Raw genomic sequence first — 24,603 nt, forward strand, 5'->3', positions numbered from 1 at the left:
TCCCGGCTAGTTGGGCAGATTCCCTTTGGGCGTCAGCATCCCCGCGTCCACCAGCACCCGCTCCAGCTTGTTGCTGCCGGTGCGCACCCACGTCTCGTACACCTTCAGAGTGCCCGTGGGCCCGCCCTGCACCATGCCGCGCGCGGAGATCTCCTCCAGCACGTCCACCAGGGCCCGGAACTTGGAGCACAGCTCGCGGTACACGTCCGCGAACCCCGCGCCGGGAGACAGATCGGCCACCTGCCCGTATGCCGTCCCGCCCATCTGGATGTAGTAGTCCGGCCCCACCACGCTGCTCTGCAGGGCGCCCGCGAAGAACCCGGCCTTGTAGAGCGAGACGTCCCCCAGACGCCTCAGCGTCCGGATGCGCTCTTCGCGATCTTGCTGCAGCGCCCGGTGGTACATCACCGCCAGCGGCTCGTGGTCCTTGCGCCCCTCCTGCTCCTGGCTGAACAGCTTGTCACTGGCCGCAAACTCGGAGAGCAGGTTGACGAGGTAGAACTCCGTCATCTCCGCGATGACTACGCGCTGACGGCGAATGACTTCGCCCAGTATCGACTTGAAGAACTCCTTCAAAGAAGAACCAGTCACCAGTTCACTCATCGACATCACCTCCGTCTCCCAGTGACGGGAGCTACCCCAAAAGGGTAGCAGCGGACGTTTTTGCCCGCAAAAGAGACCCCAGTCTTTTCAGACACTTACGCTGGCACTCTCCCTGGGAGAGTGCCAATTCCCGCAGGTGTGACCGGCGCGCGGCCGAGGCGGCTCCGAGCGGTGGCCTGCTGAAAAAAGGCAGTCAGGACGGCTGGTTAACGAAGCACAAGGACTCGCGTCGGGGTCGCTTGACGAGGTGACTTCCCTGGTTATTATCCGGCGCGCTTGAGCCTTAGCACTCGGCAGTAGCGAGTGCTAAAGCCCCCGGGCCCTCAGGCCCCTATCACCCCAGGCGCACGGCCCTCCCGGGCGCCTACTCGCTAGCAAGGAGACTGACCATGAAGATTCGCCCCCTGCAGGACCGCCTCATCATCAAGCGCGTGGCTGAGGAGAACAAGACCAAGGGAGGTCTGTTCATCCCCGATACGGCCAAGGAGAAGCCGCTCGAGGGTAAGGTAGTTGCTGTCGGCAACGGCAAGGTGCTCGAGGACGGCAAGATCCGCCCGATGGACATCAAGGCCGGCGACACCATCCTCTTCAGCAAGTACGCGGGCACCGAGATCAAGATCGACGGTGAGGATCACCTCATCCTCCGTGAGGAGGACGTGCTGGGTGTGATCGAGAAGTAATCCCCTGCACCTCACCCCACCCCTTTCCTCCAGAGGAACACAACAATGGCGAAGGACATCATTTTCGACGTACGCGCGCGTGAAGCGATTCTCCGCGGCGTGAACATCCTGGCCGACGCGGTCAAGGTCACCCTGGGCCCCAAGGGCCGCAATGTCGTCATCGAGAAGAGCTTCGGCTCGCCCACGATCACCAAGGACGGCGTGACCGTCGCCAAGGAGATCGAGCTCGAGAACAAGTTCGAGAACATGGGCGCGCAGATGGTGAAGGAGGTCGCCTCGAAGACCTCTGACGTGGCCGGCGACGGCACCACCACTGCCACCGTGCTGGCGCAGGCCATCTTCCGCGAGGGCGCGAAGCTGGTGGCCGCCGGTCACAACCCGATGGACATCAAGCGCGGCATCGACAAGGCCGTGGCGACCATCGTGGCCGAGCTGAAGAAGCTGGCCAAGCCGACCAAGGACAAGAAGGAGATCGCCCAGGTCGGCACCATCTCCGCCAACGGTGACACCAACATCGGCCAGATCATCGCGGACGCGATGGAGAAGGTCGGCAAGGAGGGCGTCATCACGGTGGAGGAGGCCAAGGGCCTGGACACCACCCTGGACGTGGTCGAGGGCATGCAGTTCGACCGCGGCTACCTCTCCCCGTACTTCGTGACGGATCCGGACCGGATGGAGGTCGTCCTGAACGACCCCTACATCCTCATCAACGAGAAGAAGGTCTCGTCGATGAAGGACCTGCTGCCCATCCTGGAGCAGGTGGCTCGTGGCGGGAAGCCGCTGCTGATCATCGCCGAGGAAGTGGAGGGCGAGGCCCTGGCCACCCTGGTGGTGAACAAGATCCGCGGCGTGCTGAGCGTGGCGGCCGTGAAGGCGCCGGGCTTCGGTGACCGCCGCAAGGCCATGCTCGAGGACATCGCCACCCTGACGGGCGGCCGGATGATCGCCGAGGACCTCGGCATCAAGCTGGACACCCTGACGCTGGCCGACCTCGGCCGCGCCAAGCGCATCACGATCGACAAGGACAACACCACGATCGTCGACGGCGCCGGTGCGCAGAAGGACATCGAGGCGCGCGTGAAGCAGATCCGCGCCCAGATCGAGGAGACCACCAGCGACTACGACCGCGAGAAGCTCCAGGAGCGCCTGGCGAAGCTCGTGGGCGGCGTGGCGGTGATCAACGTGGGCGCGGCCACCGAGACCGAGATGAAGGAGAAGAAGGCTCGCGTGGAGGACGCGCTGAACGCCACCCGCGCGGCCGTCGAGGAGGGCGTGGTGCCCGGCGGCGGCGTGGCGCTGATCCGCTGCTCCAAGGCGCTGGACACCCTCAAGGTGGAAGAGGGCGAGAAGTTCGGCGTGGACATCATCCGCCGCGCCATTGAGGAGCCCCTGCGCCAGATCGTCGGCAACGGCGGCCTGGAGGGCAGCGTGGTGGTGAACAAGGTCAAGGAGGGCACTGGCTCGTTCGGCTTCAACGCCGCGACCGGCGTCTACGAGGACCTGCTGGCCGCGGGCGTGATCGACCCGGCCAAGGTGAGCCGCACGGCGCTGCAGAACGCGGCCTCCGTGTCCTCGCTCATGCTCACCACCGAGGCCATGGTGGCCGAGCGCCCGAAGGCGGATGAGGACAAGGCCCCGGCCGGCGGCGGTATGGGCGGCATGGGCGGCATGGGCGGCATGGGCATGTAGTCGCCCCCTCGCCTGGCGCCTCGCGCGCCTGGTGGGCACGGCCTCCGGTTCCTTCGTGGAGCCGGGGGCCGTCTGCTTTTTCGGGGAAGGTGGCGCGCCGCTGCCCTGCCTCTTAGCTTTGCTGGAAGACGAACAGGAGGACTGCCGTGAAGCCGGTGAAGATCTACACCACCAACTACTGTGGCTACTGCGTCCGGGCGAAGGACCTGCTCAAGCGCAAGGGCGTGAATTACGAGGAAGTGGACGTCACCGGCAACGACGACATGCGCACCCAGCTCGTGGAGATGAGCGGCGGCCAGCGCACGGTGCCGCAGATCTTCATCGGCGACACCCACGTGGGCGGCTACTCCGACTTGGCAGAGTTGGACCGCAACGGCCGCCTGGACCCGATGCTCCAAGGCTGAGCAAGCAGACAGGCAGTCAACCCCCTCGGCACGTCTCCGGGCGTGAATAGCTTCCTGGGAAGGACAAAAACCTACCCAGGAGGAAGCACATGGCCGGTGAAGAGCGACAGACGGGGACCCGTGACGAGCACTACAACCTGATCAGCGCGCTGTACCACCTGCTCAAGGGTGCCTCGACGGCGGAGCAGTACATCCAAGACGCCCAGGAGGCAGGCGATCAGGAACTCGTGCAGTTCTTCAAGGATTGGCAGGACGAGCAGCGCAACTTCTCCGAGCGCGCCAAGAACCTGCTCAGCGGCCGGATGACCCATGCCCGCGCCGGCGTCGGAGCCGGCAAGAAGGCCGCCGGTGCCAAGCGCGAGACGCGCGAGATGAGGGACGTCACCAACGCCAACGTGAGGTCCGGCGGCAACGCGAAGGACGACATCGTGGACGAGCAGTCCAAGGAGTCCTTCCCCGCCAGTGACTCGCCCGCGAAGTACTAGCCCGAGGGCTCGGCCCGCGGAGTCCTGCTGGATTCCGCGAGGCCGATGGTCTTGACTCACCGGCCGTGAACCGTGCCGGACCGCTTCTCGTGGGTGCCCTCCTGCTGCTGGCCCTCACGGGTGCTGCGTGCAGCTCGGGGTACAAGATTCAGCGTGATGTGCCCGCGGAGCTGTCCGCCTCCGCGGTGATGGTCTACCCCTTCCAGTTCCGGTGGCCGGAGCGCGCGTATCGCTCCTTCGAGCTGTCCCAGCGGCTCATCGACGTGGCCCTTGCCGAGGCTGGTGAGAGGGCCCTCTTCTTCGGCCCCTCCGAGTTCAAGGTCTACCGTCCGGACGACAACAACGCCTGGGCGGCCAGCACCGCCGTGCCCCTGCTGGTGCCCTACAGCGTCCGCCCCGAGCAGGCCTTGGTGCTTCGTTCCTGGGCGGAGCGCCGCGTCCAATCGGGGCAGCGCGAGCTGCTCGACGACAAGGGCCGCCCCATGGGCCAGAGCACCGTGGAGGAGACGACGTACCTGGGCCACGTGGAGGTGCTGCACCCCTCGACTCAGCGCCGGGTGCTGGAGATCTCCGGCGAAGTCCAAGCAGATCCCTTCGCCGAGCGCACGGATGACGGCGCGGATCCGGCGCCCGAGCTCACCGTCCTCATGGAGAAGCTCACCCGGCAGGCGCTGCAGGCCCTGAAGGAGCACCTGCACGCTCCCCGAGCGCCCTCCCCTGCCCCCGCCACGGTGGCGAGCATCCCCTGGCAGGCCTTCGAATATGCAGACGAGGGGCGCCCGGCCCACGTGGGGGCGCTGGCATCGATGGATCCGCTGGATGCCGAGTTACTCCGCCAGCAGCGCTTGCGTTTCGCCAATCCTGGAGTGGAAACACCCGTGCTGGATCGCCTGGCCCGGCTCCCCGCCGGACTGTACGTCCTGTCCTCACCCGAGGGCGGAAAGCTGTCCGTAGGGGACCTCTTGCTGCAGGTTGATGGCCAGCCCGCCCTCCCCCAGGTGTTGGCTCGGACACGGCTGGCGCCCACCCCTGCCCAGATTCAGATCCGTCGAGCAGCGGGGGGAACCTTCCAGATTCTCCTGCCCTGAGTTTGTTTGTCTTGCCCCCCACGTCCAAACGCCCATAAACAGGGCCCCTCCAGAGCAAGACGGGCTGCTGTGGGCGGCCCGAGTCGAAGGCGAGCACCATGAGCGACAAGCCCGAAGTCACCCAATCCGTCATGACGGAAACCGAAGGCCGCCCCGTGCGCATCCAGGTGCGCGAGTGGACGGTCGAGGTCTCCGCGGGCCCCGACAAGGGCAAGAAGATCACCACCCAGGACTCGCTGGTCCGGGTGGGCTCGGATTCCGCGAGCGATCTGGTGCTCACGGATCCCACCGTCAGCCGCCGTCACCTCGAGATCGAGCGCACCGCCAAGGGGCTGCTGCTGCGCGACCTGGGCAGCCGCAACGGCACGTATCTGGACGGGCGGCAGGTGATCCAGGTCGTCCTGCAGTCCGGCGACAAGGTGCAGTTGGGGAAGACGAAGCTGTCCATCAAGCCGGACACGCGCACCACCGAGGTGGAAGTCCCCTCGGGTGCGGATGCGTTCGGCTCGCTGGTGGGCGCCTCGGAGCGCATGCGGATCCTGTTCTCGGATCTGCGCCGCATCGCCCGCGAGGACATGAACCTCCTCATCGAGGGCGAGACGGGCACCGGGAAGGAGCTGGCGGCGCGCGCGGTGCACCAGCACTCGGCGCGGCGGCACGGGCCCTTCAAGGTGGTGGACTGCAACCTCATCACCGAGGAGAAGGCGGAGCGGGAGCTGTTCGGCTCCATGCGCGCGGCGGATGACGAGGAGAAGGGCGTGCGGGGCGTCTTCGAGGCGGCCCAGGGCGGCACCCTCTTCCTGGACGAGGTGGGCGAGCTGCCGCTGGCGCTCCAGCCCAAGCTGCTGCGCGTGCTGGAGACGCGCGAGGTGCCCACGCTGAACGGCGGCGCGGTGCCGGTGAACGTGCGCGTGATTGCCTCCACGCACCGCAACCTGGAGGAGGATGTGCGCCAGGGCCGCTTCCGCGCGGACCTGTACTTCCGGCTGGCGGTGGCGCGCGTGCGGCTGCCGCCCCTGCGCACCCGGCGCGATGACATCCCCGTGCTGGCGCACTCGCTGCTGCAGGCACTCAAGGCCAACTTCGAGCTCACCTCGCAGACGCTGGCGCTCTTCGAGGGCTACGACTGGCCGGGCAACGTGCGCGAGCTGCGCAACGTGCTGGAGCGCGGCGCGCTCATGCAGGAGACGGGCAACACGAGCTGGCTGGACTTCATGGCCCAGCCCCAGCAGAAGCCCGACGCCAGCGCGGCGCCCCACACCAGCGTGGGCGCCCTGGTGGTGGGGATGAACTACCACGAGGCGAAGGATCGGGTGCTCGCGGACTTCGAGCGCTTCTACTTCGCCGAGGTGATGAAGGAAGTGGGCTTCGACATGAAGGCCGCCGAGCAGCGCACCGGCCTGTCCATGCAGAGCCTCTACCGCTTGTTGAAGAAGAACGGGCTGCGTCTCAAGGACCTGAAGAACGCCGAGGGTCTGGAGAAGTAGGCCCACACACCGCCACACTGAGGGGAGTACACATGTTGCGCCGTCTCGCCATTGGAGCTGTCCTCGTCACCGCCGCCTGTGCCGGCCAGCAGAAGCAGGAGGCCGCCGCCGCTGCCGCCGCCACGGTGCAGGAGCGCATGCGCATTACCAACCAGCCCGTGTTCGACGTGGCCGTATGCCACCCGCGCGCGCTGGAGCTGCCCCAACCGCCGAACCAGGGCATCCTGGTGGGCGCGCTCGTGTCCACGCGCTCGCAGGTGATGGAGTGCCTGGTGGACCCGAAGGACCGCGGCCCCGCCACCACCACCAAGGTCACCATCAAGACCACGGTGAACGACCAGGCCGCCACCCACACCGTCACCGGGGAGAACCTGACGCCCGAGGGCCAGGCGTGCGTGCAGAACGTGGTGAACAAGGCGGTGCCGGTGCAGCCGCTGGCCAAGGGCGGCACGCCGGTGGAGGCCGAGGCCTCCTTCATCCACGAGCTGAACAACAGCCCGGCGGTCTCCTTCGGCGTCAACGAGGGCTCGGACTTCTCGGGCGAGGTGCGCCTGGCCCAGCCACAGTGGTGCGACTGCTACGCGGCCTTCGCCACCCAGGCGCCTCCGGTGCTGACGGCGAAGATCACCCTGAAGAAGGCCTCCCCGACGGCGGCGGATGTGACGTTCGAGCCGAGCGGCAACACCGAGGGCGACCAGCTGGCGGCCTGCCTGAAGCAGAAGATTCTGACGCTGCCGGCGAAGGTGAGCTCGGACGAGCTGAGCTTCCCGCACCGCTTCGTGCACTTCCACGCGCAGGCCACGGAGCCGGCGGCCAACCTGCCGCCCGAGCTGCGCTTCTACCAGCTGGAGCTGGTGCGCGGTCAGCGCGCGGCGGACTCGGCGATTGCCTTCGGCCAGCGCGCCAACGCAGCCGAGGCGTATGACGCCATCGTCGCCAAGTACCAGAAGTCGAAGGACTGGAAGCTGGTGCCCGAGCTGAAGGAGAAGTGCGCGGCGCTGGTGAAGTCGGCGGACGGCTGGATCAGCGCCATCGAGGCGCAGCAGGCGGCGGAGCAGGCCACGGTGACGCTGGTGCAGGAGCTGAAGGCCAAGGACGAGGGCTGGACCGCGGTGGAGGCCAAGAGCCAGGAGGCGCTGACGGCCACCCAGAAGGACCTGGAGACGGCCAAGCAGCGCCGCCAGGCCGACGAGGGCGCCTGCCCCAAGGAGCGCAAGTAGCCGCTCGGAAGTGAAAGAGGCCCCCGCCACAAGCTGCCGGAGGCCTCGAAACGGAGAAGGCGCGGGACCCATTCAGGGGCCCGCGCCTTTTTCGTGGCACAGCGAGGGAAATCAGGCGGCGGTGACGTTGTCGTTGGCCGCGGTGGCCTCGCGGATCTTCACGCTCACCAGCTTGGAGATGCCGGGCTCCTCCATCGTCACGCCGTACAGCGTGTCAGCCACCTCCATGGTCCGCTTGTTGTGGGTGATGAGGATGAACTGCGACTGGCGGCTCATCTCCTTCACCATCTCGTTGTAGCGGCCCACGTTGCCCTCATCCAGCGGCGCGTCGACCTCGTCCAGGAGGCAGAACGGCGTCGGCTTGATGAGGAAGATGCCGAAGATGAGCGCCACGGCCGTGAGCGCCTTCTCGCCACCCGACAGCAGGTTCACGCTCTGCAGCTTCTTGCCCGGCGGCTGAGCGACGATTTCCACGCCCTGCTCGGCGCCCGGGCCCTCGTTGGTGAGCACCAGGCTGGCGCGCCCACCGCCGAACAGCCGCGGGAACACCGCCTGGAACTTCTCGTTCACCACGTCGAACGTCTGCTTGAAGCGCTCGCGGCTCGTGGAGTCGATGCGGGAGATGGCCTCCTTGAGATGCTCCAGCGTCGCCATCAGGTCCTTCTTCTGATTCGCCAGGAAGTCGAAGCGCTTGGTCAGCTCCGCGTGCTCCTCGATGGCCGTGAGGTTGATCTCCCCCATCTTCTCCACCTGGGCCCGCAGCTCCTTCAGCTCCTCCTGGACCTCGGGTGCCAGCGGCGCCAGCAGGTGGTAGCGGTGCAGCTCCAGCTCCAGCTCCACCTGGTGCCGCTCGCGGATGCCCGCGCCCAGGTGCTCCAGTTCCAGCGCAATCTCGCGCTCCTTCAGCGAGATCTGCGACAAGCCCTGCATCAGCTCGTCCAGCCGGCCACGCAGCTCGCGGAACACCGTGTCCTGCTCACGCACCTCGGTAGAGGCCGCAGCGTGCCCGGTACGGCGGCCCTCGAGCGTCTCCGCCGCCTGGCGGTGCTCCTCGGACCGCTTCCCACGCCCGCCCTCCGTCTCCTCGATCTTCCGCGTCAGCTCGTCCGTGCGAGCCGTCCCCTCGCCCACCGTCGCCCGGAGGCGGTAGATGCGCTCCTCCATCTCCTTGCGCTGGGAGATGAGGCTCTCCAGCTCCTTGCGCGCCGACTCGCCGCGCTCGCTGCCCGCGGCCACCTTGATGCGCAGGCCCATCAGCTCCGCGGACGCCGTGTCCGAGCGCTGCTTCAGCGACTCCAGCTCGGCCGACAGCTGCCGCACGCGCTCCTCGCGGCCCTCGCGATCCGCCTGCCCGTGAGCCACCTCGCCCCGGCTGTTCTCCTCCTCGTGCACCAGCGCCCCGTGTGAGTGCGCCAGCTGCGTCTCGTCCGCCTCCACCGCCGTGAGCCGCTCGCGCACCCGGGCCAGGTCCTCGCTGGCCTTGTGCAGATCCTTCTCCTGGTTGGCCAGGTTCAGCTCCTCGGCGTGCTGGTTCTTCGCCAGCCCCTTGAGCACGTTCTCCGCCTGGCCCATCTGCTTCTGGAGCGTGTAGTGCCGGGTGAGGATCTCGTTGTAGCGCTCCTCCACCTGGGCCACCTGGGCGCTCAGCTCGGCGATCTCGCGCTTCTTCTGCAGCGCGCCCACGGCCGCGCCCTCGCGCTCACCGCCCGTGAGCGTGCCGTCCGCGCGCACCACCTCGCCCTCCAGCGTGACGAGCGTGCACTGCGGGCCGCCCGCCGCCGCGTACGCTCGCGCGGACTCCAGATCCTGGACGATGACCACGTCGCCCAGGAGCAGCCGAACCACCGGCTGGAGCGCCTCCTCGTACTTCACCTCGGCGTAGGCGCTGCCCAGCACGCCGGGCCGGCTGAAGTCCGGCTCCACCACGGCCGCATCGAGGCGCGGCACCGGCAGGAAGCTGCCCCGGCCCTCCGAGGCCGTCCGCAGGTACTCCACCAGCTCGAAGCCCTTGTCCGGGCTCTCGACGATGACGTGCTGGAGCCGCTCGCCCAGCGCCGCCTCCACCGCCCGCTCGAAGCGCGGCGGAGCCGTGAGCACGTCCGCCACCAGGCCGAAGATGCCCTGCTCGCGGAACTGCTGCCCTGCGCGCATCATCACCGCGCGCACGCCGCGATCGAAGCCCTCGTAGTTCTTCTGCAGTTCCTCCAGCGAAGCCATGCGGCTGCGCTTGTCGGCCAGCTCCTCACGGAGGCTGATGACGTGGAGCTCGCTCTCGGTGAACTCGGCCCGGGTGCGCGCCAGCGCCTCCTCCTCGTGCGTCTTGCGCTCGGCCAGCTCCAGCGCGTTGTGGCGGCTCTCCTCCACCTGCTGCAGCACCGTGGAGCGGCTGCGCTCCAGCTCCTGCTCCTGGGCGCGCAGGGTCTCGGCCTCCGCGCGGATCTTCTCGCGGCGGGCCTCCAGGTCCGTGCGCTGCCGGGCCAGGTTCACCAGGTTGGACTCGTGGTTGGCCAGACGCGCCGCCACGGCCACCAGGGCGGCCCGCTCCTGCTCCAGCCGCATCCCCACTTCCGTCTGCAGCTGAGTGGTCCGGCGCAGCTCCTCCTGCGCCACCTGCATCGCAACCTCGTCCTCCTTCCACGACCCGGCGATGCCCGACAGCTCCGCCTCGCGGGCGGCCATGGTGTCGGCCACCTCCGCCTGGCGGGCCAGCAGCGCGTTCAGCTCGCCCTCGGCCTGGTGGACGCGGGTGCTCGTCTCCTCGAGGTCCTTGCGCCAGTAGGCCAGGTCCTGGTCATCGCGCTGCACCGCGCGCTCCAGGGCGTGGACCTCGCTGGCCAGCTTCTGGAGGGCCTCGGCCTCGGCGTCCAGCCCGGCGCGGCGCTGGGTGATGCCCTCCTCCAGCTCGCGCACCCGGTCGATGTTCTCGCGCTCCTCGGAGCTCAGGCTCTCCAGGCGCAGCTGGAGCACCTTCTTCTCCGACTGCAGCTCCAGGTAGCGGTGCGAGGCGGCGTGCAGGTCAATCTCCCGCATGCGCGACTTGAGCTTCTTGTACTTCTCGGCCTTCTTCGCCTGCCGGGACAGCGTGTCGAGCCGCTTCTCCAGCTCGTTGGTGATGTCCGTGACGCGCAGGAGGTTGGCCTCGGTGGCCTCCATCTTGCGCTCGGCCGCCTTGCGCCGGGTCTTGTACTTCGTAATCCCGGCGGCCTCCTCGATGATGCTGCGGCGGTCCTCCGGCTTGCTGGAGACGATGAGGCCCACGCGGCCCTGCTCGATGATGGAGTAGGCCTTGGTGCCCACGCCGGTGCCCAGCAGCATCTCCGTAATATCGAGCAGGCGGCAGGTGGTCTTGTTGATGAGGTACTCGGACTCGCCGTTGCGGAACAGGCGCCGGGTGACGGTGATCTCCGGGAAGCCCTGATACTGGGGCGCGAGCTGATCCGCCTCCTCAATGGTGAAGGTGAGGGACACCTCGGCCATGGAGAGCGGCGGCTTGTTCTCCGAGCCGTTGAAGATGACGTCCTCCATGCCGCGGCCACGGAGGTTCTTGGCGCTTTGCTCGCCCATGGCCCAGCGGATGGCGTCCACCACGTTGGACTTGCCGCAGCCGTTGGGGCCAACGATGCCGGTGACACCGTCATCGAAGCTGAAGACGCTGCGCTCCATGAAAGACTTGAAGCCGGTAATGTCCAGGCGCTTGATTCGCATCCCGTGGGGCTCCTGTGGGCTTGGTGCGCGTGAGGTGGGAAATCGCTCCAAGGCCGAAAAATCGGCCCCGGAATGTGGTCAGAAGTACCAGTCACAGGTGGCCAGATCAAGCGTGACCATGCACCGTGTGACCCTACATTTCGAAAGGTGCCCTGTACCGGCGGTGATCAGCGGAGCGTGCAGGTAAGGGGTTGAAAAGTGAGAGATGCACCCTACCTTTCCGGTGATCTTTCTGGAGGAAGCCTACGTTCGCGCCCTTTCTCGCCTTCTCGGTCCTCGTTGGAGCGACTCCTGCAGGTCTACCCGACCGGTCTGACATGCCTGTAGCGGAGGGGGCCTGTCCGAACCCGTTCTTCCCTCTGGAGGAGGGGCTGAAGCTGACCTACCGGGCGGGATCCTCGGAGTTGACGATCTCGACCCGGGGGGTGACGTCCACCTCGGAGGGCCTCAAGGGACTCCTGGCGGTGGATCTGAAGGGCCGGAGTGGGGAGACGGAGGCCTTCTGTACCTCGGAGGGGGTACGCACGGGGCTTGGCGGCCTGGAGGGGACGCTGCTGTCAGCCTCGGGGATGAAGGTGGAGGTGGTCTCCGCCGAGGGAGTGGCCGTGCCGCCCGCCGCGCGCATGGTCCCTGGCTCGTCCTGGAAGAACTCTCTGTCGGTGAAGCTGCAGCCGCCGGAGGGCTCGAAGATGCCGGCCGGGATGGTGCTCGCCAGCACGTTCGATAAGGAGGCGACCGTCCTCGGGGAGGAGGAAGTCACTGTCGGGGCGGGCACCTTCAAGGCGCTGAAGGTGAAGAACCTGACAACGGCGCGGGCCAGCCGTGCCGGGGCTCAGGGGCGGTCCATCGAGAGCTTCATCTGGTTCGCGCCGGGGGTGGGCATCATCAAGGTGGCCACGGGCAACAACACGGACCTGGAGCTGCTCAAGGTGGACCGGCCCGTGGCGGTGCAGAAGGCCCCGGCCAAGGCGAAGAAAAGCACGAAGCTCTGAACCCTTGGCGCAAGCCTTGTGGCCGTAGCTTGATAGCTCCCCCGGATCGGAGGGAGCTCGATGACGCTTCGCCATGCCATGGCAGCGGTGCTTGCGCTGCTCATGGCCGCTTGCAGCCCACAGCCCAAGGTGGTGCGGTTAATAAGCGGCCAGGGCGCCCCCGTTGTGCACGTTGCGCGTGCAGGCGTGGAGCCCGTGCAGGTGGACGACGACAGCTTCGAGCAGGCGCTGGTCGAACATGGCCGAAGCATTCAGCCCTTCTCGGTGCCGCTCATGGAGGCACGCCGGTTATGGCGGGGGCCCCCTCCCGCAGAGCCCTATGCCCATGTGAGAGGACGCCTGGGCCTCGTGTCAGTCGGGTCAGCCCCCGAGGCCCCGCGAGTGCACCTGCTGCCTGAGTTGGCTCCTGCCGCAGCAGAGCTCAAGCGCTGCTACCTGCAGTGGTGCGGCCGCACTTGGGGTGAGGGGGACTGCCTGCGCCTGCTGGTGGACAAGCCCGAGTTGGACAACGACGGCAAGTACACGCTGGCCATGGCCATCGCCCAGCGCCACGTGCTCGGTGAAATGAAGGACGCCTTCGGAGAGATGGTCAACCCGGTGGCGGTGTACGCGTCCATCACGAGCGCGATGACCGTGTACCTGCTCTTGTGGACGCTGCCCGAGCCGGTCTCCAAGGGACTCGCCGCGACCATGACGGTGGCGCTCATGGCCTACCTCGGCGTGGACACGGTGTGGCGGCTGATTGACGGATGGTTGGTGGTGGTCCGTGAGGTGGATCGAGCCACCACCTTCGAGGAGATCGAGGTGGCTGGAACGAAGTACGGCAAGACGATGGGCAGAACGGCCGCCAAGGCCTTCGTCATGCTGGCCACGGTGGCCGTGGGAAACACGGCCGCTGGCATGGCGTCGAGGCTGCCCACACTGCCTGGTGCGGGGCCAGCTGCCGTGCTCGCCGAAACGCAGCTGAATCTCCGGTATGCAGCGGCGGCCTCCCAGGTCGAAGCAGTCACCGTGTCGGCGGAAGGAGCCACCCTCACGCTGGCACCCGGCGCAGTGGCCATGGCAGCTCGAGGCGCCGGGAGCAGAAACAACAGCGTCTACCGCTCAGTGAGCCCCCAAGGGCAAGTCCAGTACGTGGGCATCACCAATAATGTCGCCAGACGCGCTGTCGAGCACCTCCGACAAAATGGATTCGATATCGATAAGTTGCTGGGCAATCTCTCCCGGGAGGATGCACGAGCGGTCGAGCAGGCCCTCATTGAAATCCACGGCCTTGGAAAGAACGGAGGAACGCTCTTGAACCGCATCAACAGCATCGCGCGTACCCGTCCTGACTTCGCCGCGCTGTTGCGCAGAGGGCAGGAACTGTTGAACTCCATTGGGTACCGGGTGGAATGAATGGGCTCGCCACGAAAGCGCGTGCGGATGGGAGACCTTCTGGAGGTCAGCACTCCTCGGGGTCTCGCCTATGTGCAGTACGTCGGGAAGCATCCGGAATATGGCCACGCCATCCGAGTCCTTCCAGGCTTCTTCCAGGCACGGCCTCAGGACTGGACCTCGTTGGCATCCCAACCAGGCTACTTCACCTTCTATCCTGTCAGCGCCGCTGTTTCGCAGGGGTTGGTCGCCATTGCCGCCCATCATCCGATCCCTTCGGGGCAGGAGTTGCCGACCATGTTCCGTCGACGCGGCGCGATTGCTCCAGACGGAACGGTCCTGACGTGGCTCATCTTCGGCCATGGACCCGAGACGCTTCGAACAACGCTGAGCCCAGAGGAAAAGCGCCTCTCCATCGCCTCGATCTGGAACCACGCGTTTCTGGTGGGTCGTCTTGTAGAAGAGTGGCGTCCGGACAAGGGGCCTCGCGCGGCTGAGTTCTCGCAGGTTCAGCACGTCCAGAGCGAGCCAGAGAATTCTCCAGCGTCACCTGAGCCAGAGAGCCCCCGCCGCATGGCGCATTACCTCTATTTTCCATCAGCCAAGGCAGGCAAGCCGGTCGCCACCGAGCTTCGGAAGCGCGGCTTCGAGATAGAGAGCCGCCGCAGCGGAGACGAACAGCACTGGCTTGTGCTCGCTACGCACAGTGTCGCAGGGGAGAACGCCGAGCACACTCGCGATGAGCTTGAGCAGTTGGCGGAGCAGCACGGTGGCACTTATGACGGCTCTGAGGTTGCCACCTGAAGTCCTTCCGGTGACGCCCCCGTTACAAGAGTTCGTCGAGACGAAACCCATCAGAGCGGGTGCGTTCGGCCCTACCTGTGCAGTAGCATGACCGCCGTGCTCGCGACGGAGAGTCGCGAGGAGGCACCATGCACTTCGATGCTCCTGACGTAGGCTCAACCGTTGGCCCCTGGCTCCTCCAGGAGCATGTGGACTCGGGAAGCTTCGGCATCGTCTACCTTGCCCGGCGTGCAGAGCAGCCGGACTCTCCGCGCACCCATCGCGAGTTGCTCCAGGTGCTCGCCCAGCTGGCAGGGGCCCTGGCCACTGCTCACGCACGCGGGGCCCTCCACCGCGATGTGAAGGGCGAAAACATCCGCGTGCGCACCGATGGCCGGGCAGTGCTCTTGGACTGGGGCTCTGGGTGGTTCGAAGGAGCGTCCCCCCTCACGGACAGCCCCGCCCCCCCTGGCACCACCGCGTACCGGCCTCCCGAGCAGCGCGCCTTCCAGTGGCAGTTTCGCAAGGACATGGAGGCCCGCTGGCACTCGACCGCTACCGATGACCTCTACTCCTTAGGAGTCACCCTCTACCGCCTCGTCACGGGCAAGTACCTGCCACCCTGTACGGACGGCGGGGAGCCCGTAGCGCGCAAAGTGCCGCCGCCCTCGACCCTGGCCACCGTGTCCCCTGAGCTGGAAACGATCATCCTCCGGCTTATCTCCGACGACCGGAAGGTGCGGGGCACGGCAGAGCAACTGGCCCGAGAGTCCGCAATGATCGTAGAGACGGGCGGGCCTGCCTTGGACCTGGCGATTCGTCCAACGTCCAGCGCCCTCGTGACGGAGGAGGGAGAACCGCCCCAGCCCTCATCGGGAGGTCTGGACGACGACGGCCTCGAAGAGGACGAACGGCCCTCCGACTCGGTGCCCGCCAAACAGAAGAACCGTGCCGAAGTGGCGCCCTCCATGCGGGATCGCGTTCGCCAACACCATGAGCTGGCCGTGCCCGCTTGGCTTACCTGGACGGGCGCTTCCGCCATGGGAGGGCTCATCACTGCCCTTATGATGTTGTGGGTGCGGCCTGGGGTTCCAGAGCCCGCGCCCAAGCCCCTTCCCAACCCCACTCCCTGGCTCGCCACTCCCGAGGAAGTGGCTCCGTTCGCCCCGGATGCAGGCGTCGGAGAGGCGGCCCTGTCGAGCGTCGAGAATATGAACCCGCGCGTGGGAGACTTCGTTGTCTCCCTAGGTCGTTCCATGCCCTCTAAGCCGTTCCCTTTGCAACGGCGCCCACCTTGTAACCGTGGAGAGAAAGAGATCAACGGAGGGTGCTGGATCGGACCGATTGATGCAGAGAAGCCCCCGTGCGGCGACCAAATGTTCGACTACGAGGGCAGGTGTTACTTCGCGTCCTTTGGCGAAAACCGACAACCCACCTCTGGAGAGCCCTAATCAAGGCCGTGCGCGCGAAGCGCTCACGCCGTCCCGCGCCCTGAAGGCGAAGGCCCTGCCCCCTGAGGCGCCGCCGCACTGCCATCCGCAGGAACTGCCGCAGCCGCCTTGGCCGCCGCCTGGGGCTCCACCGTCACCCGCACCACGCGCGGCCCTTCCACCTCGTCCACGACGATGCGCCACATGTCCAGCTTCAGGCTGTCGCCCTTCTCCGGCACCTTGCCCAGCTTCGTCATCAGGTAGCCCGCAATCGTCGTCACCTCGCCCTGCTCGTCCTCCTTCAGGTCGAAGTTGACGTCCAGCCGCTCCTCCAAATCGTCCAGCTGCGCCGTGCCCGGCAACTCGAAGCGGCCACCCGGCAGCGAGCGCACCTCGTCCATCCGCCGCCCCAGCTCCGCCACGTCCCCCACCACCTCCGCCACCACGTCCGCGATGCTCACCAGCCCCGACGTGCCGCCGTGCTCGTCCACCACCAGCGCCGTCTGCCGGCGCCGCCGCCGGAACTCCGCCAGCAGCTGCTCCAGCGTCACGTTCTCCGGGATGAACAGCACCGGCCGCTGCACCTGCGACAGGGCCCTCAGCTCCCCCCTCGACAGCAGGAAGAACAGGTCCTTCGCATTCACCACGCCCTCCACCTCGTCCAGGCTCCCGCGGCACACCGGCAGCCACGTGTGCCCCGCCGCCCGCGCGTCCGCGATGCACTTCTCCAGCGGCTCCTCCACGTCCAGGTACTTCACCTGGTTCCGAGGCACCATCACCTGCCGCGCCGTCTTCTGCGCCATCTCCAGCGCCCGCTCGAGCAGCTCCGCTCGCGCCGTGGTGATCGACCCCGCCTCCGCCGAGCTGTTCAGGATGACTTTCAGCTCGTCCTCGCTGTGCGCCTCGTGCGTCTCGCTCGCCGACTCCAGACCGAACAGCCGCAGCAATCGCCCCGCAATCCCGTTCAGCAGCCAGATCGCCGGGTAGAACAGGAAGTAGAAGGCCCGCATCGGCAGCGCCACCGCCAGCGTCGTGGCCTCTGCCCGCTGGATCGCCAAGCTCTTGGGCGCCAGCTCTCCCACGATGATGTGCAGGAACGTGATGATCACGAACGCGACCGCCACCGCCGCGCTGTGCCCCACCGTGGCCACCGCCTCCGCTGGGACAATCCGCGCGATCACCGGCTCCAGCAGGTGCGCGAACGCGGGCTCACCCAGCCAGCCCAGCCCCAGCGACGCCAAGGTAATGCCGAACTGCGTGGCGGAGAGGTAGGCATCCAGCTTCTCCACCATCTTCAGCGCGTTGCCCGCCCCGGGCTTGCCCTCGTCCACCATCGCCTGCAGGCGCGTGCCGCGGATCTTCACGATGGCGAACTCCGTCGCCACGAAGAAGCCGTTTGCGAACACCAACAGAATCGCCAGTCCTAGGAAGATCCACTCGCTCGCCATGGCGTTAGAACAACGCCTCGAACTCGGGATCGCCCTTGAGAGAGTCGAACATGGGGTCCGTCGACAGCCACCCCATCACCTTCCCCTTGTCCGCCGCCAACGCCTTCTGCAGGAACGACACCGCGTCCTTGGGCCGCCCCCACAGCGCGTACAGCGCCGCCAGGTTGTAGTTCAGCAGCAGATCCTCGCCGTTCAGCGTCCGCGCCTTCTCGTACGCCCGCTCGGCCTCCGCGTAGAAGCCCTTCTGCGCGTAGCAGATGCCCAAGTCCAGATGCGCCTCGAAGTTGTCCGCCTCCAGCCGCACCACCTCTTTGAGCTGGGTGATGGCCGAGCGGTAGTCCCCCTCGTCCATCTGCAGCGCGGCCAGCTCGTGCCGGGGGAACGCATCCTGCGAGTCCAGCTCGATGGCCGTCTGCAGCTCGCGCATCGCCTCCTCCACCCGGCCCTGGTCCGCGTACGTGAGCCCCAGGTTCAGGTGGGCGTCCGGGTACTCCGGATCCAGCTCGATGGCCTCCTTGTACTCCTCCACCGCCATCTCAGCCGCATGGGTGGAGAGGAAGCAGGCGAGGTTGTAGTGCGCCGTGGCGCTGTCCGGCTCCAGCTTGAGCGCCGTGAGGTACTCGCTCAGCGCCTCACGGAAGAGCTTCTTCTCCGCGTACACCGTCGCCAGGTTGTCGTGGGCGTGCGCCGAGGCGGGATCCAGATCGATCGCTTTCTTGAACTCCTTGATTGCCTCGTCCAGCCACCCGCGGTCCGCGAGCTCGATTCCCCGGGAGTTGTGCTCGTCGGAGAGTGCAATGTTGTCCTTTTCGCGGGCCATGAATCGCCGGGCAATCTACGCGCCGCCAATCGAAGGGCGCAAGGTAGAGTTTCCCTCCACTTATGCGCCACTTCGCCCTGTTGCTGCTGCTGGCCACCGCGTGCACCCTCCGTCCGCTCCCGGACGCGCCTCCGGGCTCCCCGGGCAACCCGCCGGGCCGCGATCCCACCGCGCCGCCGCAGGACCCCGGCCCCTGGGCCCCCGAGCCTCAGAAACCGGGCACGCTAAACGTTCCAAACCCGACAGCCCCGGCTCAGCCCGCGGCCACCCTGGCCCCCCGTCCCGTCACCCTGCTGGTGGGCGGAGATGTGACGGTGGGCCACCACTACCAGACGTACTTCGACGAGCAGGTGGGCAAGGGCCGTACGCGCGAGGAGATGTTCGCCTACGGCTTCAAGGAGGTGAAGGCGGTGGCGGACACGGCGGACCTGTTCCTCGTGAACCTCGAGTGCCCCTTCACCGAGAGCTCCGACAAGCTGCCCAAGAACTTCAACTTCCGCGCCCGGCCCGAGTTCGTGAACACCCTGCTGGCGGGAGGCGTGGACGTGGTGAGCCTCGCCAACAACCACATGATGGACTACGGCCCCCAGGGGCTCGTGGACACGCTGATGACGCTGGAGCAGGCGAAGATTCCCCACTTCGGCGCCGGCCGCACCCTGGCCGAGGCCCGCCGCCCTGCCCTCGTCACCGTGGGCGGTGTGCGCTTCGCCTTCCTGGGCTACTTCTTCCTCGGCGACCGCAACATCGAGCCCGCCCAGGTGTACGCCACCGAGACGACGCCCGGCGTGGCCGGCCACTACTCGGACGTGGCGGTGCTGGAGCGGATGCTCCGGGAGGACATCCTCGCGGCCAAGGCCCAGGCGGACGTGGTGCTCCCCTTCTTCCACTGGGGCGTCGAGAGCACCTACAACCCCCTGCCCTACCAGCTCCAGTTGGCGCGCGCGGCCATCGAGGCGGGCGCGGCAGGAGTGCTCGGCAGCCACCCGCACGTGCTCCAGGCCATGGAGCTGCACCAGGGCGCTCCGGCCATCTACTCGCTGGGGAACTTCGTGTTCGGGGGCAACTGGAACCCCAAGGACAAGCGCAGCGCGCTCCTCAAGGCCCGCTTCTCCCCGGGCGGCTACCTGTCGAGCGAGCTCATCCCGCTGCGCACGGACCGGTACCCGGAGTTCCCCATGCAGCCCAGCGTCGTCTCCGGCCCTGAGGCCGCCGAGGTGCTCAAGCTGCTGGCTTCCAGCTCCGCGAAATTGCCCCGCATGCTGCCTGAGCTGGAGCCCTACCGCCCGGCCAGCGCCTCCCCCTAGCTACGGGGGGAGGGCTCGGGCGCGAGCGGGTGTTACTTGTGGCGGGCCTTGTTGCTCTGGCCGCGCACCGCGCGCTTCCGGCGGCGCTTCAGGACGGACTTCTTCGTCTTCGCGCGGTTGGACAGCTTCTTCTTGCTGCGATTTCCCTTCTGGGCGGGCATGTTCTGGCACTCCAGTGCAGTTGTTGAGCCGCAGTGTAGCGGCAACGGGCGCCCTTCTTTCACGCCCCTGGCCAGCCTTCCAAGGAATTTCTTGAGGCCTTCCACCCTTGCCAGCGGGCAGGCAACGGGGCAATACCCCGGGTAACAACGATGATTGACAAGCTCGAAGAGGTCGAACGCAAGTTCGAACGCCTGACCGCAGACCTGTCCAACCCCGAGATTCTCGCGGACACGGCGAAGCTCCAGAAGGTTTCCAAGGAGCGCGCCGGCCTGGAGAAGCTCGTCGAGACGTTCCGCAGCTACCGCAAGGTGTTGGCGGACCTCAAAGAAGTCGAAGCCTGGCTGGACGGAGGGGACGCGGACGAGAAGGCCTACGCCCGGGAGGCCCTGCCCGGCTTGAAGCAGCAGCGGGACGACCTGGAGGCGGAGCTGAAGATCCTCCTGCTGCCCAAGGATCCCAATGACGAGAAGAACGTCATCCTGGAGATCCGCGCGGGCGCGGGCGGCGACGAGGCAGGCCTGTTCGCCGAAGAAGTCATGCAGATGTACCTCCGCTACGCGGCCACCAAGGGCTGGAGCGCGGAGGTGGTGGACCTGAGCGCGGGCGGCGCGGGCGGCGTGAAGGACGCGACGATCACGCTGTCCGGCCCCGCCGTCTACAGCCACATGAAGTACGAGTCCGGTGTGCACCGGGTGCAGCGCGTGCCCGCCACCGAGGCCCAGGGCCGCATCCACACCTCCACCATCACCGTGTCGGTGATGCCCGAGGCCGAGGACGTGGACGTCCAGATCAACCCGGCCGACATCGAGATGCAGGTGATGCGCTCGACGGGCTCGGGCGGCCAGAGCGTGAACACGACGGACTCGGCGGTGCGCCTCATCCACAAGCCCTCCGGCATCGTCGTGAAGTGCCAGCAGGAGAAGAGCCAGACGAAGAACCGCGCCCAGGCCATGCGCATGCTGCGCGCCAAGCTCTATGAAATCGAGCAGGAGCGCATCCGCTCCGAGCGAGACTCCATGCGCCGCGGCCAGGTGGGCACCGGCGACCGCAGCGAGAAGATCCGCACCTACAACTTCCCGCAGGACCGCCTCACGGACCACCGCATCAGCCTGACGGTCCACAACCTGCCGGCCATCATGGCCGGAGGCATCGAGGACGTCATCACCGCCTGCCGCACCCACTACCAGGCGGAGGCCCTCAAGCAGCAGACCGGCGCGCCCCGGCCGCCGGAACCCCCCAGCCCCCGCACATGAGCAGCGACACCTGGACCATCCGCAAGGTCCTCACCTGGACGACCCAGCACTTCGAGAAGCGCCAGGTGGACGCGCCGCGGCTCACCGCCGATGTGCTGCTGTCCCACGTGCTGAAGGTGAGCCGGGTGCGCCTCTACGTGGACCTGGATCGGCCGCTCTCCAAGGAGGAGCTGGCCTCCTTCCGCGCCCTCATCGAGCGCCGCATCTCCGGCGAGCCCACCCAGTACCTGACCGGTGTGAAGGAGTTCTACAACCGCCCGTTCAAGGTGGATCAGCGGGTGCTCATCCCCCGCCCCGAGACGGAGCTGCTGGTGGAGGCCAGCTTGCACGCGCTGCCCAAGGACACGCCCAGCCGCGCCCTGGATGTGTGCACGGGCTCCGGCTGCATCGCCGTCAGCCTGGCCGCCGAGCGCCCCCAGGCCTCGGTCCTGGCCACGGACCTGTCGCCCGAGGCCTGCGCCCTGGCCCGGGAGAACGCCGAGGCCCTCGGTGTGGGCGCCCGCGTCACCATCGTCCAGGGGGACCTGTTCACCCCCGTGCCGCCGGACGCGCGCTTCCACCTCGTCGTCTCCAATCCGCCGTACATCGAGACGGGGGAAATCCCCAGTCTGTCGGCGGAGGTGCGCCGGGAGCCTCACCTGGCCCTGGACGGCGGGAAGGATGGGCTCGACGCCCTGCGCCGCGTCATCCGGGAGGCCCGCCGCTTCCTGCGGCCTGGCGGCCTCCTTGCAATGGAGATTGGAGAAACCCAGGGGAACGCCGTCCGGGAGCTCCTCCAAGCCGCGGGGTACGAGAACGCGCGGGTGGAGAAGGACCTGGAGCGGCGGGACCGCTTGGCTTTTGGGACACAACCTGCGGCCACCGGGCCACAGGCGTGAGACAGGACCGATGGACAAGATCGTCGTGAAGGGTGGCCCCGCGCTGCACGGGGAGGTGAAGGTCTCGGGAGCGAAGAATGCCGCGCTCCCCATCCTCGCCTCCTCGCTGCTGGCCGACGGGACAAGCGTCTACCGCAACGTGCCGGACCTGGTGGATGTGTCCACCATGCTCAAGGTGCTCAACACCATGGGCTGCGAGGCCGAGCGCCTCACCGGCCGCCAGAAGAACGTCTGCCAGGTCGCCGTGGGTGGCAACACCATCACCCCCGAGGCCCCGTACGACTTGGTGAAGACCATGAGGGCCTCCGTGCTGGTACTCGGGCCGCTGGTGGCCCGCTACGGCCGCGCCCGCGTCTCCATGCCCGGTGGCTGCGCTATTGGCGCTCGGCCCATCGATCAGCACCTCAAGGGGCTCAAGGCCCTGGGCGCCGACATCACCCTCACCGAGGGCTATGTGGAGGCCCGCGCCAAGCACCTCAAGGGCGGCACGGTCAACTTTGACGTCATCACCGTCACCGGCACGGAGAACGTGATGATGGCGGCGGTGCTGGCCAAGGGCCACACCGTCCTGGAGAACTGCGCCCGCGAGCCCGAGGTGGAGGAGCTGGCCAAGGTCCTCAACAAGATGGGCGCCCGGATTGAGGGCGCCGGCACCTCCGTCATCACCATCGACGGGGTGGACTCCCTGCACCCAGTGGAGCACAGCATCCTCCCGGACCGCATCGAGGCAGGGACCCTGCTGGTGGCCGCAGCCATCAGCGGCGGAGACGTGCTGGTGAAGCACGCCGTGCCCGAGCACCTGGAGCCCGTCATCCAGAAGCTGCGCGAGGCCGGCTGCACCCTCACCACCGAGAACGGCGGCATCCGCTGCAAGGCCCCCAAAACCATCCACCCGGTGGACGTCACGACGACGGAACACCCGGGATTTCCAACGGATATGCAGGCTCAGCTGATGGTGCTGATGTGCGTGGCCAACGGCACCTCGGTCATCTCGGAGAACATCTTCGAGAACCGCTTCATGCATGTGGCGGAGCTGCATCGCATGGGCGCCGACATCACCATCCAAGGCCCCACGGCCGTGGTGAAGGGGGTCAAGAAGCTGTCCGGTGCGCCCGTCATGGCCACGGACTTGCGGGCCAGCGCCTCGCTGATCCTCGCCGGCCTGAGGGCCGAGGGCCGCACGGACGTGGCCCGCGTCTACCACCTGGACCGGGGCTACGAGCGGCTCGAGCGCAAGCTGCGGGGCCTGGGAGCGGACATCCGCAGGGTCAAGGCCTGAGGGCAGCGGGACGGTCCGTTGCCAACAGATCGCCCGACACCGGTTGCATCCGGAAATTTGGGCGCCCTATCATTCTCCGAACCACGGGGAGCAAGGCTCCCCCTACCAGGAGAACGAGCCGCCCCATGAACTGTCCCGCATGCAACGTCGAGATGGCCGATCTCGAAGGGGACGACATGACGTTGCGCAAGTGTGGAGAATGCGGCGGTCTCTGGATCGACGTGGCGGACCTCAACCGGGTCCTTCTCCACAGCAACCTCCCCGGGCTGGAGAGTCAGGGCGGCAAGGTGGATGCGGAGGCGCTCACCGGTCAGTGCCCCGAGTGTCAGGTGGATCTGGTCCGCGTCACCGGGGGTGATCGCCAGCACCCTCTCAGCTACGACACCTGCGAGTCCTGCGGCGGCATCTTCCTGGAGTCCGAGTTCCAGGACGCCACGGACGTGAAGGTCGCCGTGAAGGAGATCGTCGACTTCTTCAAGGCGTTCAGCGCGAAGAAGAAGTCGGCCGCCGTCTAGGCCAGCAAGGCCCCCGAAGGGGCCCTCGTGCGCCGCTCAGCCACGGCTCCGGAAGGGCTGCTTCCACTCGTCCGGGAGCTCGCCGTCCAGGGTGAGCGTGTACTCGCCCGGCTGGCCCTCTGCCTCCTCGCGGGTGAAGCGGACGGACACCTTGCCCTTCTTCGGAATCTCCAGCGTCACCTTCGAGCTTGAGACCGAGTAGGTGCCCGTCAGCACGGTGGGCTCCTCGCCTCCCAGCGGCTCCAGGGTGAAGCGGTACGTCCCGTCCACATAGAAGGACAGGAAGCGATCCGGCGCACCCTGCAGGCCGCCGAACCACGTGCCCACCACCGGCGCCTGGCGCGCGTCGTACTTGAGCACCGGGGCCAGCTTCGTCCCGTTGAGCGCCTTGCCCTGGTAATAGAAGACGACGTCCGTGAGGCAGACGGGGATCTGCGACTCGGAGCCGGGGAACACGTCCTTCACCTCCAGCGTGAACCAGCCGCCGGTGACGGGCGGGTTGAGCGGCACCGTCTGCTGGCCCCGCTTGTCCTCCAGGGTGAAGTTGCGCGCGCTGTCCTTGCCCTCCAGGGAGATCTTCTTGGCCCGGGCGTAGCCCTTGAAGGACTCCCGATCCGTGCCGTTGCCCGTGTACACGCGCACCTCGTCCACGGTCGTCACGCCCTTGAAGCCGATGGTCAGCCGCGCGGGGGCTCCCTCTCCCTCGGGGGCGCACCACACGGTGGTGTCCCGCCCGTCGAGCACGTTCAACGGAGTGTATTTCCCGGGGTTGGAGTCCTTCTCCAGGTAGTCCCCCGACTGGGCATAGCCCACGGAGGGAGGGGGCGCGGCAAGCGCGCTCGGAGCGGTGGCGAGCATCAACAAGGGCGGCAAGACGAGGTGGCTTCGCATGATCCCGCATCTTGGATCGCCCTCCGGGTGCCCCTCCAGTCCACGGACCGTCCGGATGAAAACCGGGGCTGCGGTGTTTGCGATGCTTGACACCCCGTCCCTACGGGGAA

22 protein-coding genes are annotated in these 24,603 nt (G+C 67.3%); 16 read left to right on the forward strand and 6 right to left on the reverse strand.

What is annotated here, in order from left to right:
• Nucleotides 1–6: 6 nt before the first annotated feature.
• On the reverse strand, nt 7–603 hold the full coding sequence (locus DB31_RS22050; RefSeq protein ID WP_205628548.1) for a hypothetical protein: 597 nt from the start codon (nt 601–603) through the stop codon (nt 7–9).
• 389 nt (nt 604–992) lie between these two features.
• On the opposite strand from DB31_RS22050, the gene groES reads away from it, so the two are divergent.
• The 7 genes from groES to DB31_RS22085 all read left to right on the forward strand — a co-directional run bounded on the left by groES (nt 993) and on the right by DB31_RS22085 (nt 7,656).
• Complete coding sequence (gene groES / locus DB31_RS22055) at nt 993–1,283, forward strand: co-chaperone GroES (RefSeq protein ID WP_044191117.1); 291 nt, start codon at nt 993–995, stop codon at nt 1,281–1,283.
• A gap of 45 nt (nt 1,284–1,328) precedes the next feature.
• Complete coding sequence (gene groL, locus DB31_RS22060) at nt 1,329–2,972, forward strand: chaperonin GroEL (RefSeq protein WP_044191118.1); 1,644 nt, start codon at nt 1,329–1,331, stop codon at nt 2,970–2,972.
• Between the two features lie 146 nt (nt 2,973–3,118).
• Complete coding sequence (grxC, locus tag DB31_RS22065; RefSeq protein ID WP_044191120.1) at nt 3,119–3,376, forward strand: glutaredoxin 3; 258 nt, start codon at nt 3,119–3,121, stop codon at nt 3,374–3,376.
• A gap of 89 nt (nt 3,377–3,465) precedes the next feature.
• Nucleotides 3,466–3,861, forward strand: coding sequence for a hypothetical protein (locus DB31_RS22070; protein WP_044191121.1), 396 nt, complete (start codon nt 3,466–3,468; stop codon nt 3,859–3,861).
• A gap of 89 nt (nt 3,862–3,950) precedes the next feature.
• Entirely contained in the window at nt 3,951–4,949 is a 999-nt protein-coding gene (locus DB31_RS22075) for a hypothetical protein (protein WP_157232104.1), read from the forward strand.
• 98 nt (nt 4,950–5,047) lie between these two features.
• On the forward strand, nt 5,048–6,436 hold the full coding sequence (locus tag DB31_RS22080) for a sigma 54-interacting transcriptional regulator (RefSeq protein ID WP_044191124.1): 1,389 nt from the start codon (nt 5,048–5,050) through the stop codon (nt 6,434–6,436).
• 32 nt (nt 6,437–6,468) lie between these two features.
• Nucleotides 6,469–7,656: a hypothetical protein gene (locus tag DB31_RS22085; RefSeq protein WP_044191127.1), complete on the forward strand. Its 1,188-nt coding sequence runs from the start codon at nt 6,469–6,471 to the stop codon at nt 7,654–7,656.
• A 111-nt stretch (nt 7,657–7,767) separates the two neighbouring features.
• Here the strand turns inward: DB31_RS22085 and smc are convergent, their stop codons facing one another.
• Nucleotides 7,768–11,361, reverse strand: a complete 3,594-nt coding sequence (gene smc / locus DB31_RS22090; RefSeq protein WP_044191129.1) for a chromosome segregation protein SMC — start codon at nt 11,359–11,361, stop codon at nt 7,768–7,770.
• A gap of 317 nt (nt 11,362–11,678) precedes the next feature.
• On the opposite strand from smc, the gene DB31_RS22095 reads away from it, so the two are divergent.
• The 4 genes from DB31_RS22095 to DB31_RS22110 all read left to right on the forward strand — a co-directional run bounded on the left by DB31_RS22095 (nt 11,679) and on the right by DB31_RS22110 (nt 15,964).
• A complete protein-coding gene (locus tag DB31_RS22095; RefSeq protein ID WP_044191131.1) occupies nt 11,679–12,353 on the forward strand; it encodes a TapB family protein in 675 nt (224 codons plus the stop codon).
• Nucleotides 12,354–12,455: 102 nt separating this feature from the next.
• On the forward strand, nt 12,456–13,751 hold the full coding sequence (locus tag DB31_RS22100; protein WP_476702765.1) for a GIY-YIG nuclease family protein: 1,296 nt from the start codon (nt 12,456–12,458) through the stop codon (nt 13,749–13,751).
• Between the two features lie 27 nt (nt 13,752–13,778).
• Nucleotides 13,779–14,534: a ribonuclease E inhibitor RraB gene (locus tag DB31_RS22105; RefSeq protein WP_044191132.1), complete on the forward strand. Its 756-nt coding sequence runs from the start codon at nt 13,779–13,781 to the stop codon at nt 14,532–14,534.
• Nucleotides 14,535–14,662: 128 nt separating this feature from the next.
• A complete protein-coding gene (locus DB31_RS22110) occupies nt 14,663–15,964 on the forward strand; it encodes a protein kinase domain-containing protein (protein ID WP_044191134.1) in 1,302 nt (433 codons plus the stop codon).
• A 23-nt stretch (nt 15,965–15,987) separates the two neighbouring features.
• Here DB31_RS22110 and DB31_RS22115 read toward each other — a convergent pair whose 3' ends face one another.
• Together DB31_RS22115 and DB31_RS22120 are read right to left on the reverse strand one after the other, a co-directional pair.
• Nucleotides 15,988–17,391: a hemolysin family protein gene (locus DB31_RS22115; protein WP_044191137.1), complete on the reverse strand. Its 1,404-nt coding sequence runs from the start codon at nt 17,389–17,391 to the stop codon at nt 15,988–15,990.
• A gap of 4 nt (nt 17,392–17,395) precedes the next feature.
• Nucleotides 17,396–18,211, reverse strand: coding sequence for a tetratricopeptide repeat protein (locus DB31_RS22120; protein WP_044191139.1), 816 nt, complete (start codon nt 18,209–18,211; stop codon nt 17,396–17,398).
• Nucleotides 18,212–18,273: 62 nt separating this feature from the next.
• On the opposite strand from DB31_RS22120, the gene DB31_RS22125 reads away from it, so the two are divergent.
• Entirely contained in the window at nt 18,274–19,515 is a 1,242-nt protein-coding gene (locus tag DB31_RS22125) for a CapA family protein (protein ID WP_044191141.1), read from the forward strand.
• Nucleotides 19,516–19,547: 32 nt separating this feature from the next.
• Here the strand turns inward: DB31_RS22125 and DB31_RS51280 are convergent, their stop codons facing one another.
• Nucleotides 19,548–19,676: a hypothetical protein gene (locus DB31_RS51280; RefSeq protein WP_276203639.1), complete on the reverse strand. Its 129-nt coding sequence runs from the start codon at nt 19,674–19,676 to the stop codon at nt 19,548–19,550.
• A gap of 150 nt (nt 19,677–19,826) precedes the next feature.
• Here DB31_RS51280 and prfA point away from each other — a divergent pair, with 150 nt between their 5' ends.
• From prfA to DB31_RS22145, 4 genes are all read left to right on the forward strand, one after another.
• Nucleotides 19,827–20,930 carry a peptide chain release factor 1 gene (gene prfA / locus DB31_RS22130; RefSeq protein ID WP_044191143.1) on the forward strand — a complete coding sequence of 368 codons (1,104 nt, stop codon included), beginning with the start codon at nt 19,827–19,829 and terminating at the stop codon, nt 20,928–20,930.
• Entirely contained in the window at nt 20,927–21,808 is an 882-nt protein-coding gene (prmC, locus tag DB31_RS22135) for a peptide chain release factor N(5)-glutamine methyltransferase (RefSeq protein ID WP_044191145.1), read from the forward strand. The genes prfA and prmC overlap by 4 nt, the downstream gene beginning before the upstream one ends.
• 10 nt (nt 21,809–21,818) lie before the next feature.
• A complete protein-coding gene (gene murA, locus DB31_RS22140) occupies nt 21,819–23,087 on the forward strand; it encodes a UDP-N-acetylglucosamine 1-carboxyvinyltransferase (protein ID WP_044191146.1) in 1,269 nt (422 codons plus the stop codon).
• A 125-nt stretch (nt 23,088–23,212) separates the two neighbouring features.
• Nucleotides 23,213–23,602: a zf-TFIIB domain-containing protein gene (locus DB31_RS22145; RefSeq protein ID WP_044191148.1), complete on the forward strand. Its 390-nt coding sequence runs from the start codon at nt 23,213–23,215 to the stop codon at nt 23,600–23,602.
• A gap of 36 nt (nt 23,603–23,638) precedes the next feature.
• Here the strand turns inward: DB31_RS22145 and DB31_RS22150 are convergent, their stop codons facing one another.
• Nucleotides 23,639–24,493 (reverse strand): discoidin domain-containing protein, encoded by an 855-nt coding sequence (locus DB31_RS22150; protein WP_044191150.1) that lies wholly within the window; start codon nt 24,491–24,493, stop codon nt 23,639–23,641.
• Nucleotides 24,494–24,603: the final 110 nt, after the last annotated feature.

It is taken from the genome of Hyalangium minutum (genome assembly GCF_000737315.1).
GTDB lineage: Bacteria > Myxococcota > Myxococcia > Myxococcales > Myxococcaceae > Hyalangium > Hyalangium minutum.